This window comes from Arthrobacter sp. SLBN-100 (assembly GCF_006715305.1).
In the GTDB taxonomy this organism is placed as follows: Bacteria; Actinomycetota; Actinomycetes; order Actinomycetales; family Micrococcaceae; genus Arthrobacter.
Genome location: NZ_VFMY01000001.1, coordinates 1,093,499 through 1,110,801, shown reverse-complemented (window position 1 = coordinate 1,110,801; position 17,303 = coordinate 1,093,499). Strand labels below are relative to the sequence as shown.

The 17,303-nt window shown below is 65.2% G+C and carries 18 protein-coding genes; 15 read left to right on the top strand and 3 right to left on the bottom strand.

What is annotated here, in order from left to right:
• Nucleotides 1–8 precede the first annotated feature (8 nt).
• The 3 genes from FBY31_RS05165 to FBY31_RS05155 are packed head-to-tail and all read left to right on the top strand — an operon-like array spanning nucleotide 9 to nucleotide 2,978.
• Nucleotides 9–785 carry a lysophospholipid acyltransferase family protein gene (locus FBY31_RS05165; RefSeq protein ID WP_142037715.1) on the top strand — a complete coding sequence of 259 codons (777 nt, stop codon included), beginning with the start codon at nucleotides 9–11 and terminating at the stop codon, nucleotides 783–785.
• A complete protein-coding gene (locus FBY31_RS05160) occupies nucleotides 775–1,827 on the top strand; it encodes an NAD(P)H-dependent glycerol-3-phosphate dehydrogenase (protein WP_442858162.1) in 1,053 nt (350 codons plus the stop codon). The genes FBY31_RS05165 and FBY31_RS05160 overlap by 11 nt, the downstream gene beginning before the upstream one ends.
• Before the next feature lie 2 nt (nucleotides 1,828–1,829).
• Complete coding sequence (locus FBY31_RS05155) at nucleotides 1,830–2,978, top strand: D-alanine--D-alanine ligase family protein (RefSeq protein WP_142037712.1); 1,149 nt, start codon at nucleotides 1,830–1,832, stop codon at nucleotides 2,976–2,978.
• Between the two features lie 82 nt (nucleotides 2,979–3,060).
• Here FBY31_RS05155 and FBY31_RS05150 read toward each other — a convergent pair whose 3' ends face one another.
• Nucleotides 3,061–3,564, bottom strand: a complete 504-nt coding sequence (locus FBY31_RS05150) for a DUF3515 domain-containing protein (protein WP_142037709.1) — start codon at nucleotides 3,562–3,564, stop codon at nucleotides 3,061–3,063.
• 92 nt (nucleotides 3,565–3,656) lie between these two features.
• Between FBY31_RS05150 and thiL the strand changes: the two genes are divergently transcribed.
• Genes thiL through rsmD form a run of 4 tightly spaced genes read left to right on the top strand, consistent with a single transcriptional unit; the run spans nucleotide 3,657 to nucleotide 8,674 of the window.
• Complete coding sequence (thiL, locus tag FBY31_RS05145) at nucleotides 3,657–4,703, top strand: thiamine-phosphate kinase (RefSeq protein ID WP_142037706.1); 1,047 nt, start codon at nucleotides 3,657–3,659, stop codon at nucleotides 4,701–4,703.
• A 22-nt stretch (nucleotides 4,704–4,725) separates the two neighbouring features.
• Nucleotides 4,726–5,712: a DAK2 domain-containing protein gene (locus tag FBY31_RS05140; RefSeq protein ID WP_142037703.1), complete on the top strand. Its 987-nt coding sequence runs from the start codon at nucleotides 4,726–4,728 to the stop codon at nucleotides 5,710–5,712.
• Nucleotides 5,702–7,966, top strand: coding sequence for an ATP-dependent DNA helicase RecG (locus tag FBY31_RS05135; RefSeq protein ID WP_142037702.1), 2,265 nt, complete (start codon nucleotides 5,702–5,704; stop codon nucleotides 7,964–7,966). Before FBY31_RS05140 ends, FBY31_RS05135 begins: the two co-directional genes overlap by 11 nt.
• Nucleotides 7,967–8,011: 45 nt before the next feature.
• Nucleotides 8,012–8,674, top strand: coding sequence for a 16S rRNA (guanine(966)-N(2))-methyltransferase RsmD (rsmD, locus tag FBY31_RS05130; RefSeq protein WP_142037699.1), 663 nt, complete (start codon nucleotides 8,012–8,014; stop codon nucleotides 8,672–8,674).
• Nucleotides 8,675–8,698: 24 nt separating this feature from the next.
• Here rsmD and FBY31_RS05125 read toward each other — a convergent pair whose 3' ends face one another.
• Nucleotides 8,699–9,487, bottom strand: coding sequence for a spermidine synthase (locus FBY31_RS05125; protein ID WP_200833313.1), 789 nt, complete (start codon nucleotides 9,485–9,487; stop codon nucleotides 8,699–8,701).
• The gene (locus FBY31_RS05120) at nucleotides 9,487–10,716 is read right to left on the bottom strand and encodes an aminotransferase class I/II-fold pyridoxal phosphate-dependent enzyme (protein ID WP_235012933.1); all 1,230 of its coding nucleotides are present in this window, start codon (nucleotides 10,714–10,716) and stop codon (nucleotides 9,487–9,489) included. Before FBY31_RS05120 ends, FBY31_RS05125 begins: the two co-directional genes overlap by 1 nt.
• Before the next feature lie 43 nt (nucleotides 10,717–10,759).
• On the opposite strand from FBY31_RS05120, the gene coaD reads away from it, so the two are divergent.
• The 8 genes from coaD (at nucleotide 10,760) to FBY31_RS05080 (ending at nucleotide 17,132) form a co-directional block, all read left to right on the top strand.
• Nucleotides 10,760–11,260 carry a pantetheine-phosphate adenylyltransferase gene (gene coaD, locus FBY31_RS05115; RefSeq protein WP_142037694.1) on the top strand — a complete coding sequence of 167 codons (501 nt, stop codon included), beginning with the start codon at nucleotides 10,760–10,762 and terminating at the stop codon, nucleotides 11,258–11,260.
• A 123-nt stretch (nucleotides 11,261–11,383) separates the two neighbouring features.
• Nucleotides 11,384–11,908: a YceD family protein gene (locus tag FBY31_RS05110; RefSeq protein WP_091415893.1), complete on the top strand. Its 525-nt coding sequence runs from the start codon at nucleotides 11,384–11,386 to the stop codon at nucleotides 11,906–11,908.
• 36 nt (nucleotides 11,909–11,944) lie between these two features.
• Nucleotides 11,945–12,148 (top strand): 50S ribosomal protein L32, encoded by a 204-nt coding sequence (gene rpmF / locus FBY31_RS05105; RefSeq protein WP_009356569.1) that lies wholly within the window; start codon nucleotides 11,945–11,947, stop codon nucleotides 12,146–12,148.
• A 21-nt stretch (nucleotides 12,149–12,169) separates the two neighbouring features.
• Nucleotides 12,170–12,913, top strand: coding sequence for a ribonuclease III (rnc, locus tag FBY31_RS05100; protein ID WP_142037691.1), 744 nt, complete (start codon nucleotides 12,170–12,172; stop codon nucleotides 12,911–12,913).
• 5 nt (nucleotides 12,914–12,918) lie between these two features.
• On the top strand, nucleotides 12,919–13,890 hold the full coding sequence (gene mutM, locus FBY31_RS05095) for a bifunctional DNA-formamidopyrimidine glycosylase/DNA-(apurinic or apyrimidinic site) lyase (protein WP_142037689.1): 972 nt from the start codon (nucleotides 12,919–12,921) through the stop codon (nucleotides 13,888–13,890).
• Nucleotides 13,891–14,061: 171 nt separating this feature from the next.
• A complete protein-coding gene (locus tag FBY31_RS05090) occupies nucleotides 14,062–14,772 on the top strand; it encodes a hypothetical protein (protein WP_142037686.1) in 711 nt (236 codons plus the stop codon).
• 3 nt (nucleotides 14,773–14,775) lie between these two features.
• On the top strand, nucleotides 14,776–16,095 hold the full coding sequence (locus tag FBY31_RS05085; RefSeq protein ID WP_142037684.1) for an MFS transporter: 1,320 nt from the start codon (nucleotides 14,776–14,778) through the stop codon (nucleotides 16,093–16,095).
• Entirely contained in the window at nucleotides 16,092–17,132 is a 1,041-nt protein-coding gene (locus tag FBY31_RS05080) for a hypothetical protein (protein ID WP_142037681.1), read from the top strand. The genes FBY31_RS05085 and FBY31_RS05080 overlap by 4 nt, the downstream gene beginning before the upstream one ends.
• Nucleotides 17,133–17,303 lie beyond the last annotated feature (171 nt).

Genomic DNA, 17,303 nt, shown 5'->3' with positions numbered 1-17,303 from the left:
GTACGGACGTGAAAGAGTCTGCGAAAAGCAGGGCCACCTTCATATTCATCGCCGGCGTTGCCCGCCCGTTGTTGAACCTCATGATGGACAAAAAGTGGGAGGGAACGGAAAAGCTTCCCGCCGGCGGATTTATTGCCGCCCCCAACCACTGCACGGAAATTGATCCGCTCGTGGTGGGCCACATGCTGTACAACCAGAAGCGTATCCCGCACTTCCTGGCGAAGGCCGGCCTGTTCAAGGTGCCCGCCCTGGGTTGGCTGCTGCGCGCCACCAAGCAGGTTCCGGTGGAGCGTTCGACGGCGGGGGCGAACCGCTCGCTGCAGGTCGCGCAGGAGATTGTTGCCGAGGGCGGCGCCATCATCATCTATCCGGAGGGCACGCTGACGCGTGACCCGGACCTGTGGCCCATGAAGGGCCACACCGGCGCGGCGCGCCTGGCCCTTGAGGGCGGCATTCCCGTGGTTCCGATCGCACACTGGGGCGCGCACGAGGTGTTCCCGCGTTACGGCAAGCGGTTCCACATCTTCCCGCGCAAGCAGTCCCGAGTTGTGGTGGGTGATCCCGTGGACCTCAGCGCCTTCTCCGGCCGTCCCCTGGACAAAGCCACGCTGACCGCGGCCACCGATGCCATCATGGACGCCATCACCGGCCTCGTGGCGGAGCTCAGGGGAGAGCAGCCTCCGGCGGTGCGTTGGGATCCGGCCAAGCAGCAGCAGGCAAAGCCGGGGCGCTTCGTGGACCGCGGGCAGCAGCAAGCCGGCGAACGGATGCCCGGTGATTCCTGAGGGGGAACGCGGCGGATCCGCCCGTTCCGTTGCCGTGCTCGGTGCCGGCTCCTGGGGGACCACGTTTGCGAAGATCCTGGCCGATGCCGCCACCGCGGCCGGTGAGCCGCGTGCCATCCGGCTCTGGGGGCGCCGCAGTGAGGTCGTGGAGGAAATCAACACCGTCCATCAAAACAGCCAATACCTGAAGGACATCGCCCTCCCGGAAAGCATTACGGCCTCCACCGAGGTCCGCCATGTGCTGGACGGGGCGGACCTGGTGGTCCTGGCCGTGCCGGCGCAGTCCCTGCGTCCGCAGTTGCGCGGCTGGAAGGACATGATCGCCCCCGGTGCCATGGTGGTCTCACTGATGAAGGGCCTGGAACTGGGCACCGACGCCCGGATGAGCGAGGTCATCAGCGAGGAACTTGGCGTTCCCGCCGAGCGCATCGCCGTCGTTTCCGGTCCCAACCTGGCGATGGAGATCGCCCGCGAGGAGCCCACGGCTTCTGTGGTTGCATGCACTGATTCCGCTGCGGCCGGCTGGATTGCCCGCAGCTGCACTGCACCTTATTTCCGGCCCTACACCACGGCGGACATCGTGGGGGTGGAAATCGGCGGCATTGTGAAGAACGTCATTGCGCTGGCAGTGGGCATCTGTGAGGGCCGGCAAATGGGGGACAACACCAAGGCATCAGTTATCACCCGCGGCCTCGCCGAGACGTCCCGCCTGGCGCTGGCGCTTGGCGGCGAAGCGAAAACCATGGCCGGCCTGGCGGGCCTGGGCGACTTGGTGGCCACCTGCTCTTCGCCCCTTTCAAGGAACCATACCGCCGGCCGGCTGCTGGGCCAGGGCCTGACGCTGGAGGAAGTGGGCCAAAAGATGACCCAAACCGCCGAAGGCATTAAGTCCGGCCAGGCTGTGCACGAACTGGCAGCAAAACGGGGCGTCGAAATGCCCATCACGGCCGCCGTCGTCGCCGTGCTGGCAGGCAAGCTGTCCGTTGACCAACTGGGGCCTGTCCTGCTGGCCCGGGAACTGAAACCTGAAGGCGATTACTGACCATGTCCCACCACGAAGTGACCGCAGCAGAGCCGGCCGGCGGGGCAAAGCCCCGGGTGGCAGTACTTTTCGGCGGACGCTCCAGCGAGCATGCCGTGAGCTGTGTTACCGCTGCCGGCGTCCTTGGTGCCATTAACAAGGACAAGTATGAGGTGATCCCGATCGGGATCGCCAAGACCGGGCAGTGGGTCCTTGCCCCCGCCGACACCGCACAGTGGTCCCTTGCAGCATCCTCGCTTCCCGAGGTGGTCCCGTCGCAGAAAACAGTGACGCTGGCCCAGATCGGCGGCGAACAGCAGCTGATCGTGACTTCCCCGAACGAGGTCCCCCAGGAGCTTGGAGCCGTGGACGTGGTGTTCCCGCTGCTGCACGGCCCTTTCGGTGAGGACGGCACCATCCAGGGGCTCCTGGAACTCTCAGACACCCGGTACGTCGGTGCGGGTGTCCTGGCCTCCGCTGTGGGCATGGACAAGCACTTCATGAAGGTGGTTTTTGAAGCTGCCGGCCTTCAGGTGGGCCCCTACATCGCGGTGACCGACAGGCAGTGGCGCAAAGATGCGGAGTCCGTGCGGAAACAGGTGGACCTGCTCGGCTTCCCCGTCTTCGTCAAGCCTGCGAGGGCGGGATCTTCGATGGGTATTTCGAAGGTGGACTCTATGGATGAGCTGGATGCCGCCATTGAGGAAGCACGGCGGCACGACCTCAAACTCGTCATTGAAGCGGGAATTGTTGGCCGTGAGATTGAATGTGCGGTGCTTGAAGGCAGGGGCACTGATGCTCCCCGGAGCTCCATGCCCGGCGAGATCTCCGTGGCCGGCGGCACCCACGAGTTCTACGACTTCACCGCAAAGTACGTCGAGGACGACGCCGCAGCGCTCAGCTGCCCCGCAGACCTGCCCGAGGAAGCGATCGCCAGGGTGCGTGAACTTTCGGCGGCTGCCTTTGACGCGGTGGGTGCAGAGGGCTTGAGCAGGGTCGATTTCTTCTACACACCCGACGGCCGGCTGATCATCAATGAGATCAACACCATGCCGGGCTTCACCCCCAAGAGCATGTACCCGCAGATGTGGGCCGCCTCCGGCCTGGGCTACGCAGACCTGATCGACGAACTCATCTACCTGGCACTGAATCGGAAGACGGGCCTCCGCTGACCCTTTTTCCGGGAGCCGGTGGTTGAGCTCGCCTGCTCCGGTGGTTGAGCTCGCCTGCTCCGGTGGTTGAGCTCGTCGAAACCTATTGGCTCTCCGGGAGCTTCTGCAGTTCCTCCTGGCCCACGCAGTTCCTGCCGGCCGGGACCTCTGCCGCGGCAACGGCAAGGTCGGCAAGAACCGTGGCGGAGCTGATCTTGTCCGGGTCCATCAAGATCTCCGTGGCGGGCTCCCGGCCATAGGTGGTGAGCGTCCAGACAGGGTCGCCTTCTTTGATGACCCAGTCGATCCCGTTGACGGTAACGCACCGGTCGGTGGTGGGTCCCGGCACGTTCACGCCGCAACGCAGGACCACCAGTGAGGGATCGCCCCAGGCGGCAGTGGCCTGGCTGTTCGTCTTGCGCAGCGCGGAGGCCCCGATGGCTTCGGGGAGCGCGACCATCATGGGAGCACACGCCGGGTTGGCCGCATCCTTGGCAGCCGGCACGTCCACCACCGGCGAACAGGCGGCCAGGGGGAGGGCCGCAAAAGCCCCGATCAGTGCTGTCCTGGCAGCGCGGGCGGTCAGGGAAGCGTGGGGGCGGTGCATACTCCAAGCCTATCGCCGCAGCCGCCCGGGCCAGGACACGATGGCGGATGTGCCGGCAGCCAATGTCCGCCGGTCCGCTGTAGCGTAGTGGCGTGCCAGAGAACCGTTTGACCGTCCACGCGCAGCCCACCGCCGTCGGTGCCCTCTCCGAAGCCGAATTGCTGGCACGGATATTCCCCCGCCTTTCGATGGAAGGATCCCACTCCCAGGCCACGCTGCTGGGGCCGGGGGATGACGCCGCCGTGGTGGCGGCGCCGGACGGGAAGACCGTCATCAGCATCGACACCCAGGTCCAGGACCAGGATTTCCGTCTCGAATGGCCCAATGGCTACCGGACCACCGGGTTCGACGTCGGCTGGAAGGCCGCGGCGCAGAATCTGAGCGATATCAATGCCATGGGGGCCACCGCCACGTCCCTCGTCGTGAGCCTCACCCTTCCGCCCCGGACGCCGGTCAGCTGGGTGGAGGACCTTGCGGATGGGTTGACGGCCGGGATCAGGAACCTTGGAGCCACCAGGTGTTCGGTGGCGGGAGGCGACCTGGGCCGCGGCCGGGAAATTTCGGTCACCGTTGCCGTACTCGGCACCCTGGACGGCGGCCGCGCCGTGCTGCGGTCCGGGGCGGAGCCGGGGGACGTTCTTGCGTTGGCGGGTACAGCCGGACACGCTGCCGCAGGGCTGGCCCTCCTTGAGTCCACCGTCAACGTCAATGCTCTGGGCGAAACCGAGCGCGCCTTCCTGGACCTGCAGTGCAGGCCGCGGCCACCGCTGGATGCAGGACCCGCAGCCAGGGCCGCCGGTGCCACTGCCATGCTGGACATCTCGGACGGACTGCTGCGGGATGCGTTGCGGCTGGCAACAGCGAGCAGTATCGCCCTCGATCTGGATCCGGCGCAACTGCAGGTGCTGGGGGAAGTGTTGCGGCCCGCCTCGGAGTTGCTGGGAACGGATCCCGCGGGATGGGTGCTCAACGGCGGGGAGGACCACGGCCTGATTGCCACATTCCCTGCTGATGTTCAGCTGCCTCCGGGATTTGCTGCGATAGGCTCAGTACAAGCATTGGGAAGCAACGAAAGCCCGAGCGTCAAGATTGCGGGCCGGTCCGCGGATGCCGGGGGATGGGATCACTTTGCACACTAAGGTCGCCGCCAACGCGCAAGCGATGAAGAGGTGGTTGGGCAAGGCTGAGACCGTCATTGGGAACCATAGCGACCGCCTCAACGCCATCAATATCTTCCCGGTAGCAGACGGAGACACAGGTACCAACCTGTACCTGACCGTCCGGGCGGCCGCCCGGTCTGCTGCTGCAGCTCAAGACCAGCCCGCGCAGCTGGATGTCGGCGTCGTCCTGGCCGCCGCCGGCCAGGCTGCAATGGAGGAGGCCCGCGGAAACTCGGGGACTCTTTTCTCGGTGTTCCTGTGTGCTGCGGCTGAACCCCTGGCGGGACACACCCGGCTCACGTCCACCCTGCTCGCCGCAGCGCTCAACCGGGCCCAGATCAGGGCATGGTCAGCCCTCAGCGACCCCGTTCCGGGAACCATGCTTTCGGTCATGGAGGCCGCAGCCCGGGCCGCGGCCGCGGTGGACGCCGGGCAGAACGGTGATGACAGCAACCACGCCCTGGGCCTGGCCCTGGATGCCGCTGTTGAAGGTGCCCTGGCTGCAGTGATCCGCACCGAGGACCAGTTGGACGTCCTGGCCACGGCACGGGTCGTGGACGCCGGCGGAGTTGGAATGCTCCTGATCCTGGATTGCCTCCGTTCCGCCGTCCTGGGTGAGGAACTCCAAAGCGAGCTGCTGGACGGCCTGCACGGCTATGACGTATCCGATCCACACATCCACACGGCCCTGCCGGACGATGACGGCGTCGAAGTCATGTGCACTATCAACCTTTCGCCCCTCCACGCAGCAACCCTCCGCCAGCAGCTCGACGAAATCGGCGAATCTGTCATCATGAGCCAGGTGGGCGGCAACGAAGACGCGGACGGGAACTACCGCTGGCGGGTGCATGTGCACGTTCCGGAGCCGGAACCGGCTGTCAGCATCATCCGGGGCCTGGGGGAGCCATCCCAACTCAGTATCAGCGAGCTCGCGCTGCCGCGCGAACCCCACACCGATGCAGTGAACTCCAGTGGGCATGACCGCTGAACTGGACCTCGCGCTGGAACGGCGGATCGGAAAGCGTTCGGCAGCCGTCATTGAGAAGCATCTTGGCATCACCACAGTGGACGGGCTGCTGAACTACTTCCCGCGCCGCTACATGAACCGCGGCGAGCTGACACCCATCAGCGAGCTCCCCCTCGACGAGGAAGTCACGCTCATCGCCAGGGTGCTGTCCAGCAGCACCCGGAACATGCAGGCGCGGCGCGGGACCATCACCGACGTCATAGTGTCCGACGACGACGGGCGGCAGGGGCTTCGGCTGGTAGGCGGAACGGATTACCGCGGTAAAGCGCCCGGCACCCTCAAGATCAGCTTCTTCAACGGGTACAAGGCAAAAACCGACCTCCTGCAGGGACGCCGGGCCCTGTTCTCCGGAAAAGTGACCAAGTTCAAGGGACAACTCGGACTCACCAACCCGGACTTCCAGCTCCTGGATGACGACCCTTTCAGCGAGGGCAGCCAAGACCCGGAAAAACTCGCCGCCATGCCCATTCCGGTGTATCCGGCCACGTCCAAACTGCCCAGCTGGAAGATCCAGAAGGCCGTCCAAACGCTGCTGCAGACGCTGGACCTGGACGCCTTGCCCGATCCGGTCCCGCCCGCCGTCGTAAGCCGCGAAAAATTCCTGCCGCTGGCCGAGGCCTACCGCCTCATCCACGAGCCCGAATCCGCTGACGACTGGCGGCGGGCGCGGGACCGGCTCCGTTACCACGAAGCCCTGGTGTTGCAGTCCGCCCTCGCCCGCCGCCGGGCGCAGCTGGCCGCGGAGGAAGCCACGGCACGGCGGCAGGTTCCTGACGGACTGCTTGCCGCCTTTGACGCGGATCTCCCCTTCACCCTCACGGCGGGGCAGGCCGCTATCGGAAAGACCCTGGCGGCCGAACTTGCCCGCGACTCGCCCATGAACCGGCTGCTGCAGGGCGAAGTGGGTTCGGGTAAGACCATCGTGGCGCTGCGGGCCATGCTGCAGGTGGTGGACGCCGGGGGACAGGCCGCACTGCTGGCGCCCACCGAAGTCCTCGCCGCCCAGCACTATGAGTCGATCCGCCGTTCCCTGGGACCGCTCTCCAAAGAGGGCCTGCTGGGCGGGCTGGATGCTGCCTCGGTCCAGGTCACGCTGCTCACGGGTTCCATGCCCGCTGCTGCCCGGAAGCAGGCCATGCTCGATGCCGCTTCGGGGACGGCTGGCATCATCATCGGCACCCATGCCCTGCTCAGCGGCAATGTCAGCTTCTACGATCTTGGCCTGATCGTGGTGGACGAGCAGCACCGCTTCGGTGTGGAACAACGGGATGCCCTGCGGGCCAAGGCGCGGAAGCCGCCCCACCTGCTGGTCATGACCGCCACACCCATCCCGCGCACTGTTGCCATGACCGTGTTCGGGGACCTTGAGACATCGGTGCTGGACGAACTGCCCGCAGGCCGGGCCCCTATCAGCACCCACCTGGTGGGCCTCGCCGAAAACCCTGCCTGGGCCGGGCGCATCTGGTCCCGTTCCCGCGAGGAAATCGATAACGGGCACCAGGTGTATGTTGTTTGCCCCAAGATCGGTACCGACGACGACGGCGACTTCAGCCCGGAGGAAGCGGACCTGGCCGAGGGCCCTGAGGGGGAAAACGGGCGGGAACTGGCGTCCGTGACCGCCGTCGTCGAACATCTCCTGGCCGAGCCGGCACTTTCCGGTGTTCCCCTGGCCCCGCTCCACGGGCGGCAGCCGCCCGACGTGAAAGCCGCCACCATGGCCGGCTTCGTGGACAACCAGGTCAGGCTGCTCGTCTCCACTACCGTCATTGAGGTGGGCGTTGACGTCCCCAACGCCACCCTTATGGTCATCCTCGACGCCGACAGGTTCGGCATCTCGCAGCTGCACCAGCTGCGTGGCCGGGTGGGCAGGGGCGGGCTGCCTGGAACCTGCCTGCTGGTCACCGCCCTGGAGCCCGGCCATCCCAGCCGGAAGCGCCTGGAGGCGGTGGCCGCCACCACGGACGGTTTCGAGCTTTCCCAAGAGGACCTCAAACTGCGCCGCGAGGGCGACATCCTGGGTGCCTCCCAGTCCGGCGGCCGTTCCACCCTGAGGCTGCTGCGTGTGCTCGAGCACGAGGCCGTCATCAGCCGGGCCAGGGACGATGCCCAGCAGATCGTGTCACAGGACCCGTCACTGGCTGCACACCAGGAACTGGCCGAAGCAATCGACAAGTACCTCAACCCCGAAAAGGAGGCGTTCCTTGAACGCGGTTAGCATGGTGGGACCCGAAATGCGCGGCGGCGGAAGCACGGCCGTCCGGTGAGCCGGATCATCGCAGGAGCAGCTGGCGGCACACCCCTGCAGGCTGTCCCGGGCTCGCTGACCAGGCCCACCACGGACCGGGTCAAGGAAGCGCTCTTCTCGCGGCTTGATGCCTTTGACGCCATCACCGGTGCCAGGGTGCTGGACCTCTACGCCGGCTCAGGATCCCTCGGGGTGGAGAGCGGCAGCAGGGGAGCCCAAACCGTCGACCTCGTGGAGTCCGAGGCGAAAGCCAGTGCTGTCTGCCAGCGCAACGCGGACCTCATCAACGGGGTCCTGGGCCGCAAAGCCGTGACGGTACACCGGTCCAAGGTGGAACCTTTCCTGGAGCGCGCCGCAGCCGCCGAAGCCTGGGACCTCGTGTTCCTGGACCCGCCCTATCCGCTGGAGGAAGTCGCGTTGTCCGCAGTGCTCGAAAAACTGGCCGCTCACTTGGCGCCGGCGGCAGTAGTGGTGGTGGAGAGGTCCTCCCGGTCACCGGAACCGGCGTGGCCGGGCGGGCTTGCGCGGTTCGCGGAGAAAAAGTACGGCGAAACCCGGCTGTGGTTCGCTGAGCCCTTTGTGCCGGACGCCATTGACGCAGACGCCCTTGAGGCGGAAGGCCTGGATGCGGACGCGAGTGACCCGGATTCCATTGAGGCGGACGGCAGCGGCAGGTAGGAAACCTGCCCGGGCCGGCCGTGCTTACACGCCGAGGGCGTCCAGGTCCACTCCTGCCAAAACCCTGGCCGGATGCGGCCCGCGGGCGGCCAATTCTTCGGTCCAGCCGGCGGGCCAGGGAGTTTGGGTGCCGGCCAGGATGATGTTTCCGGGATAGCGGCCCTCAAACATGCCTGCTTCAGCAAAAGCGGCGACGTCACCCATGGCACGGCGCATTGCAGCCACCTGGCTCCGGACCAGGGTGAGGCCTGGCTCGTCTCCCACGTTGATGATCAGGAGCCCTCGTGGCGCAAGCCGTTCCCGCAGCTCACTGTAGAACTCGGTGCAGGCAAGGTGGGCCGGCGCAACGGGTCCGGAGAAGATGTCCAATATGACCACGTCAAAGCGGAGGCCCGGATCAACGTCGGTCAGCGCATCCCTGGCATCTCCGATGACGGTGTGCAGGTTGGTCCCCTCGGGGAGGGGCAGCTGCCGCAGGACGAAATCGAGCAGTTCACGTTCCAGCTCCACCGCGTACTGGTTCGACCCCGGCCTGGTCGCCTCGATGTAGCGCGCCAGTGTCAGGGCGCCCGCTCCCAGGTGCAGCGCCGTGACGGGGGTTCCTGCCGGGGCCGCAAGGTCCACCAGATGCCCGATCCGCCTCAGGTACTCGTAGAAGATCTCCTCCGGCCGCGCCAGGTTCACGTGGGACTGTTCCGCGCCACCGATGCTGAGCACGTAACTGCCCTCCGTGAAGGTGTCCGGCTCGATGGATGCGTGCTGTCCGCTGGTGCGAAGGAACCGGGCCGCCCCTCCCTCGCTGCCTGCCTGCATCAGACCAGCCCGCCAAGGGTGGCCAGCCGGGCTGCAGCCTCCTCCAGGACCTCTGTCTTTTTGCAGAACGCGAAGCGGAGCAGGCTTCGTGTCCTCTCCGCCCCTTCCGGGTGGCAGAAAACCGGGACTGGAATTGCGGCAACGCCCACCAGGCCCGGAAGCCTGCGGGCCAGGTCCACGGAATCATGGATTCCCAGCGGCGCGGTATCGACGTTGACGAAGTACGTACCCTGCGGGGAGTAGACATCGAATCCCGCGGCCCGCAGCCCTTCGCTCAGGATGTCCCGCTTGCGCTTCAGGGTAGCGGCAACGCCATCGTAGAAGGCGTCCGGCAGGCCGAGTCCGGTGGCAATGGCTGACTGGAACGGAGTGCCCGAACTGTAGGTGAGGAACTGCTTGACCGTGCGCACGGCGGACACAAGCTCCTCCGGGCCTGTCACCCAGCCGATCTTCCAGCCGGTCAGCGAAAACGTCTTGCCGGCAGAGGAGATGGTGATGGTACGCTCGCCGGCTCCGGGCAGGGAGGCCACCGGAACGTGGCGGGCGCCAAAAGTGAGGTGTTCATAAACTTCATCAGTGATGATGAGGCAGCCATGTTTCCTGGCCAGGTCAACGACGCGCTGCAGGACGCTCTGCGGAAATACCGCACCCGTGGGGTTATGCGGGTTGTTCAGCAGCACCGCCCGGGTCCTCTCGCTGAAGGCCGCTTCCAGGGCGGACAGGTCCGGCATGAAATCCGGGGCCAGCAGCGGAGCCGTTACGTGGGTGGCGCCGGAGAGCCCGATTACGGCGCCGTAGGAATCGTAGAACGGCTCGAAGGTCAGGACCTCATCGCCTGGACCAGTAAAGGCCAGCAGGGCGGCGGCGATGCCTTCGGTGGCGCCGGTGGTAATGATGACCTCGGTCTGCGGGTCAGGGGAGAGGCCGTAAAACCTTTCCTGATGGGCAGTGACCGCTTGGCGCAGCTCCAGGATTCCCTTGCCGGGCGCGTACTGGTTCGCGCCGCCGGCGATGGCGGCGCGCGCAGCGTCCCTGATCTCCAGCGGTCCGTCCTCATCCGGAAAACCCTGGCCCAGGTTGATGGCACCGGTCTGCGAGGCGAGGGTAGTCATCTCCTCGAAGATGGTGACGCCCAGCCCGCCATCCGGTCCGAGGAGGTTGGCTCCGAGTGCGGTCCGTTGCCAGGGGGCAGGGGCCATGGGGGCGGAATGTTCCCGTGGAGGATGCATCCAGTCATGGTATCCCGGCCTTTCCATGGGGTAGGTTCGGAGCATGAGACGAGCTGTCTGCCCCGGATCCTTCGACCCCATCCACAACGGCCATCTCGAGGTTATTGCACGGGCGGCCAGCCTGTTTGATGAAGTCATTGTGGCGGTGTCCACCAACCCGGGTAAGAAGTACAGGTTCACGCTGGGAGAGCGCCTGGACATGGCCCGCGAAACGCTGGCGTCGCTTAAGGGCATAGTGGTGGAACCGGTGGGCGACGGGCTCCTCGCGGAGTATTGCCGGCAGCGGGGTGTGTCAGCGATCGTGAAGGGCCTTAGGTCGTCCTCTGACTTCGACTACGAGCTGCCCATGGCCACGATGAACCGCCAGTTGAGCGGTGTGGAAACGGTCTTCCTGCCGGCCGAGGCCCACTACATCCACCTGTCCTCCACCTTGATCAAGGAAGTCGCGGGCCTGGGCGGCAGCGTTTCCGACTACGTCCCGAGGTCGGTGCACCGCAGGATGCTGGCGGGCGGGTCGTCGGCCGATGAGCAGCCAAGAGGGTAGGCTGGTCAGGTACTTCGGCGGTCCCCGCTGGCTGGTTTGAGTCCCCGCGGCTCTTCAGGCTAAGATGGTACGTCGGTCATATGTTCAACAGGAGTTCTCATTAAAAGAGATGCTGGTTCGCCCCTGGCGTTCGACGTCAAGGACCTCGGACGCAGTCCGGGAAGCATGCGGACACTGAAGGAACATGTACCCGCACCGGGTGATCTTGGTGTGGCGCTCATTGGTGTTCAGGAAGGCTCGGATATCGAGCTGGATCTGAGGCTTGAGGCCGTACACGAAGGAATTCTGGTATCTGGAACTGCACTTGCCGAAGTAACGGGTGAATGCGGCCGATGCCTGGATCCCCTTGCGTATGACCTTGAGGTCAATGTGCAAGAACTTTTCTTCTATGAGGGCGTACAGCTTTCGGACGAAGAAGATGATGAAGAGCAACGTCGAGTCGAGCACGATGTAATCGATCTTGAACCGGTGTTGCGGGACGCGGTTGTCACCAATCTGCCGTTCCAGCCGGTGTGCCGGGAAGACTGCCAGGGCCTTTGCTCCGAATGCGGAGTACGCCTGGAAGACGAGCCGGGGCACCACCACGAGGTCTTGGATCCTCGCTGGGCTGCCCTAGCTGATATGGCTAAGCCTGACCGGCAAAATTGATTTGTACGTGTTTGTCTAGAGAGAAATGAGTTAGCCGTGGCTGTTCCCAAGCGGAAAATGTCTCGCTCGAATACCCGCGCCCGCCGCTCGCAGTGGAAGGCGACCGCCCCCCACCTGGTGAAGACCGTGGAGAACGGCCAGGTCACCTACAGCCTGCCGCACCAGGCGAAGGTCGTCACCGACTCGGCCGGCACTGCGCTGTTCCTTGAGTACAAGGGCCGCAAGGTCGCGGACGTCTAATCGGCCCCTCAGGCTGACATGATGTCTTCAACTGAAGAGCTTTTGAAGCGTCTCGGTGTCTCTATTGACGCCGGGACGCTTCGTCTTGCGCTCACACACCGTTCCTACGCCTACGAAAACGGCGGCATCCCCACCAATGAGCGGCTGGAATTCCTGGGTGACTCCATCCTGGGGTTCTCCGTGACGGACGCCCTCTACCGGGACAACCCGAACCTCCCCGAAGGCGATCTTGCCAAGCGCCGCTCGGCCGTGGTCAGCACCCGGGCCCTTGCCGGCATCGGGCGCAGCCTCGGCATTGGCGAATACATCTACCTTGGGCAGGGCGAAAAACTCACCGAGGGTAAGAACAAGGCGTCCATCCTTGCGGACACCATGGAGGCCCTGATCGGTGCCACCTACGTGTCCAACGACATCGAGACGGCCCGCCAGCTCGTGATGCGGCTGATCGGGCCCCTGCTGAAAGACGCCGGTGCCCTGGGTGCCGGGACCGACTGGAAAACCAGCATTCAGGAACTCGCGGCCAGCCGCCAGCTCGGAACCATCCACTATGCGGTGGAAGGCTCCGGCCCCGACCACGCACGGGTTTTTACAGCAGTCCTGCACATCGGCGGCACGGCCTACGGCCAGGGAACCGGCCACTCCAAAAAGGAAGCGGAGCAGGAAGCTGCCGCTGACGCCTGGCGGGCTCTTTCCGGCAGCGCGGCTTCAAAGGCTGCGCCTTCCGCCACCGGAGGTAAATCCGCCGGCAACGTAGCCGCCAAGTAGGGGTTGTGCCCGAACTTCCCGAGGTTGAGGTGGTCCGCCGCGGCCTGGTGAGCTGGGTCCGCGGCCGGACCATCGAGGGTGTGGACGTCCTTGACGAACGCTCAATCCGCCGCCATGCGCTGGGTGCCCGTGATTTCGTCGGCAACCTCGAGGGGGCAACCGTCGCCGACGTCGTGCGGCGGGGCAAGTTCCTCTGGATGCCGCTGCTGGATGCATCCGCCGGCACCCGGGATCCACACCCTTCCGGGAACCATCGTCCCGCCGTGGCACTCATGGCCCACCTCGGGATGAGCGGCCAACTGCTCATGCAGGACGGAAGCGTCCCCGATGAGAAGCACCTCAAAGTACGGTTGCGTTTGAGTTCCAGCGACGGCATGCCCGAGCAATTGCGGTTCGTGGACCAGCGGATCTTCGGCGGGCTGTTCGTCACCTCGCTGGTACCAACAGATGACGGCGGCCCCGGCGGACTCGCTGAATCACCCCTTCCACTCATTGCAGAGGAAGCGGCCCACATCGCCCGGGATCCCTTGGACCCCGCCTTCTCGTTTGATCTTTTCTACCGCCGCCTGCGCAAACGCAAAACGGGGCTAAAACGGGCGTTGCTGGACCAGGGCCTGGTATCCGGCATCGGCAACATCTACGCCGACGAAGCACTGTGGCGTGCCCGCCTCCACTTCGCCCGGCCCACAGACACCCTCCGCCGGGCCGAAGCGGAAAGGGTAGTCGGCAGCGCCCGTGACGTTATGGTCGATGCCCTGGCCGCCGGCGGAACAAGCTTCGACTCCCTCTACGTGAACGTCAACGGCGCCTCCGGGTACTTCGACCGGTCCCTTAACGCCTACGGCCGGGAGGGCCAGCCGTGCCACCGGTGTGCCTCTGCGGGAATCCACGCCCTGATCCGCCGTGACCAGTTCATGAACCGTTCCTCGCACACCTGCCCGGTGTGCCAGCCGCGTCCCCGCAACGGCCGCTGGTAAGGACCCACCGGAAGCCTGCGGAATCCGCTGCCCAGACGGCGGGAAAGGTGTGGAAATCCACCTATCCTGCGTCCACAGGCGATGTCAGACTGTGGCCATGGACGTCCCAGGAACTGGTTTCGCCGATGCCGTGGTGCGGCAAACCGGCCCGCGCGGCAGGCCGGTACAGCCGTGCTGGTAAAACGGCTGGTCCTGGCTGGTGCCGGCGCAGCCATCATCCTCAGCGGTACGGCCATGATTTTTGACAACCTGGCACACGAGCAGCCGGCCACCGGGGCCGGGACTGCTGCTTCTCCCGGCCAAGGTCCCGTGGCGGACGGCCTTGCTCCTGCGGGAACGGGCGGTACCAGTGCACCGCCGCAAGGTGGACCTGGGACCGCAGAATCCGGTGGTAACGCCAGCTTCCCGGAGGCCGACGGTGCCGGCGGATCAGGAGGCCAAGGCCGCCTGGAAGTCCTGCCGCCAGCCAGTGCCTCACCAACCGGCCTCCCAGTGCCCTCACCGGCTGCAGCTTTGGTCAGTGCGCCGCTGCCGGCCCCGGCATCGGCGCAGGGAAAAACAGTAGAGGGTTTCCCGTCGCAGGTTCTTTCGTTTCCTGACGGGACGGTCATCGTCTTCACAGGTGTCAGTTCAAGCGGGGACACGCTCCAAGCCACCGCCGAGGGCATCGTTGAGCTTGCGCCCGAAAAGGTAACGGGGCACTTCCAACAGGTCCTCCAGTCGGCGGGCTTCCGCTCCGAAGAAGCGCCCGCAGCAGTCGGGCAGCAAGGACTTCGACTCACCCGTGGAAACGATTCTGTATCCGTTACTCTTTCCGTGACTGGCACCGGAAGCACGCGCTTCTCGCTGTTGGGCAATTTCCACACCGAACCGGGGCGGTAGTCCATGTACATATCCATGTCGGACCGCCATGGCGGCAAGGAAAAAGCGCTGGAACCAGCCATGGAGGGGGCAGATCTCCCGGCTGCGCGCTTCAGGCTTTCGCCCGTTATCCTCTGGCTGGGCATAGTGAGCATGGCTACGGACATCTCGTCGGAGTCAGTTGCCGCCGTCCTGCCGCTTTACATCACCGGCTTCCTGGGGCTTTCCGTGATCGCCTTCGGAATCATCGACGGAATAAACCAAGGTGCTAGTGCCCTGGTACGGATCGCGGCCGGTTGGGCCTCGGACAGAGTTGGCAGGCCCAAGCGAGTAGCCCTGGCCGGGTACGGCTTGTCGCTGATCGCCCGTGTCGGATTCCTCTTCGCCGGCGGATTCTGGTCGATGGCGGCGGCCGTCACCGGTGACCGGATCGGCAAGGGCATCAGGACCGCTCCACGTGATGCGCTGATCTCGACGGCGGCGCAGCCGGAGTACCTGGCCCGGCATTTCGGCGTGCACAGGATGCTGGACAACATTGGAGCGGCAGCAGGACCCCTCATCGCTTTTCTGATCCTGATGCTGATACCCAACGGATACGGCACCGTCTTCGTGGTGTCCCTCGCGTTTGCAGCGATCGGCGTGGCAGCACTGGCCCTGGTAGTGCCGGACCTGGGGACGGGACGGAAGGCGCGCCGGCCCGGCGTGAAACGAACCGGCGGCAGCCAGGCAGCCCCGGGGCGGGGTGCCCGCCTTCCACTGCGTTGGCAGTTGTTCAGGGAACCCGGGCTGGGCCGGTTGCTGATCGCATCAGCGTTGCTTGGCCTGCTCACCGTCGGCGACGGATTCATCTACCTCGTCCTGCAGGACAGGGATGACTTTGCGGTGCAATGGTTTCCCCTGCTGTACGTTGGCACCAATATCGTTTTCCTGCTGCTGGCCATCCCCATGGGCAGGCTTGCCGACCGCTACGGCAAGGGAAGGGTTTTCCTGGCCGGCCATGTGGCACTCCTGGCGTGCTACCTCTGCGCAGCGGCACCAGTGAGCGGCCTTGGGCCGACAATGCTCTGCCTTGCCCTGCTGGGAGCCTTCTATGCTGCAACCGATGGTGTCCTGGCAGCCTTTGCAAGCCAGCTGAGCCCACCAGGCATGCTGGCCACAGGCATTGGCACGGTGCAGACCGTGGTGGCGCTCAGCCGGGTAGCGGCATCCACCCTCTTCGGAGTTTGCTGGTTTGCCCTCGGGCCGGCAGCAGCCATGGTGGTGGTGGGGAGTCTCCTGGCGGTTGTCCTCCCGGCCTCGTACTTCATCTTGCGGAAAGCACAACGGCAGGAAGCGGTGGTATGACCGAAGGCACCAAGAGTTCCGGCGGCCGGCTCCGCTGGGTGGTTCTTTTGATGGTGACGTGCCTCATCCTGGCGGGAGCGGGCTCTTACGCCCTGTCCGCCTTCCAACGCCTGCAGGACAGCCGCGCCGCGCCGCCCGCCGTCGACGTTGCTGCAGAAAGCACGGAATTGCCGAAAGGTTCCTACGTCCTTTTCCGCAATACCGCAGCGGGGCAGGGTTACGGCATGGCAGCAACCGTTCCCGCTGCAGACCCCTCAGGCCCCAGGAGCATTGGCGGCGCAGCATGCGACAGGGTGTACGCGACCGGGATAAACGTGGTCTGCCTCAGCACCAACCGGGGCTTGGTGACGAGCTTCGAAGCCTCGATTTACGGAGCCGGTTGGCAGAGGCTTCAGGCCTGGGCCCTTCCGGGGATCCCCAGCAGGACCCGTGCCAGCGGCGCCGGCCTGGTCGCTACTACTGTTTTTGTCACCGGCCACTCCTACGCGGGGACGGGATTTTCCACTGAAACGGCCATCAGGGGCCTGGATGGCGCTGTCAAGGCCGGGAATCTGGAGGAATTTGCATTGCTGGTAAATGGCCAGCAGATTACGGGCTCAGAAAGAAACATCTGGGGCGTCACTTTTGTCCCCGGTCAGCCTGACGCCTTCTTCGCCACAGCAGCAGCTTCCGGGCGCCATTGGCTGGTTCGCGGCAGCATTGCCGGTCGCACCTTGACTGCAGTCCACGATGGGGTGGAATGCCCCTCCATATCGCCTGACGGGACCCGCGTCGCCTTTAAGAAAGGCATGGGCTCAGGCATCACCCCTTACTGGAAGGCAGCAGTCCTTGATCTGGCGAGTGGCAAGGAGACAGTCCTTGGCGAAAGCCGAAGCATTGATGACCAGATCGAATGGCTTAATGACAGCTTTCTCCTCTACGGATTGCCGAGGGAGGGCGAAGCAGGGGACTCGGATGTCTGGCGAATTCCTGCTGATGGCGGAGCTGGCCCGCGGCTGTATATCGAACACGCGTGGTCACCATCCGTGGTGCGATAAACGCCACGTCCCCGGAGTAAAGAGAAGCGATACCGCCTGAGTATTAGTTCCTACCGAAGTTGTACGCGCCGAACGGCGGGTTCTGAAGCCGCGTTTCACCCGCCGCCGCGTCCCAACCGGATTGCCGCCCGGCTGCATCTGGCACCCTCTAGCGCGGGGAAGGTTGATGGC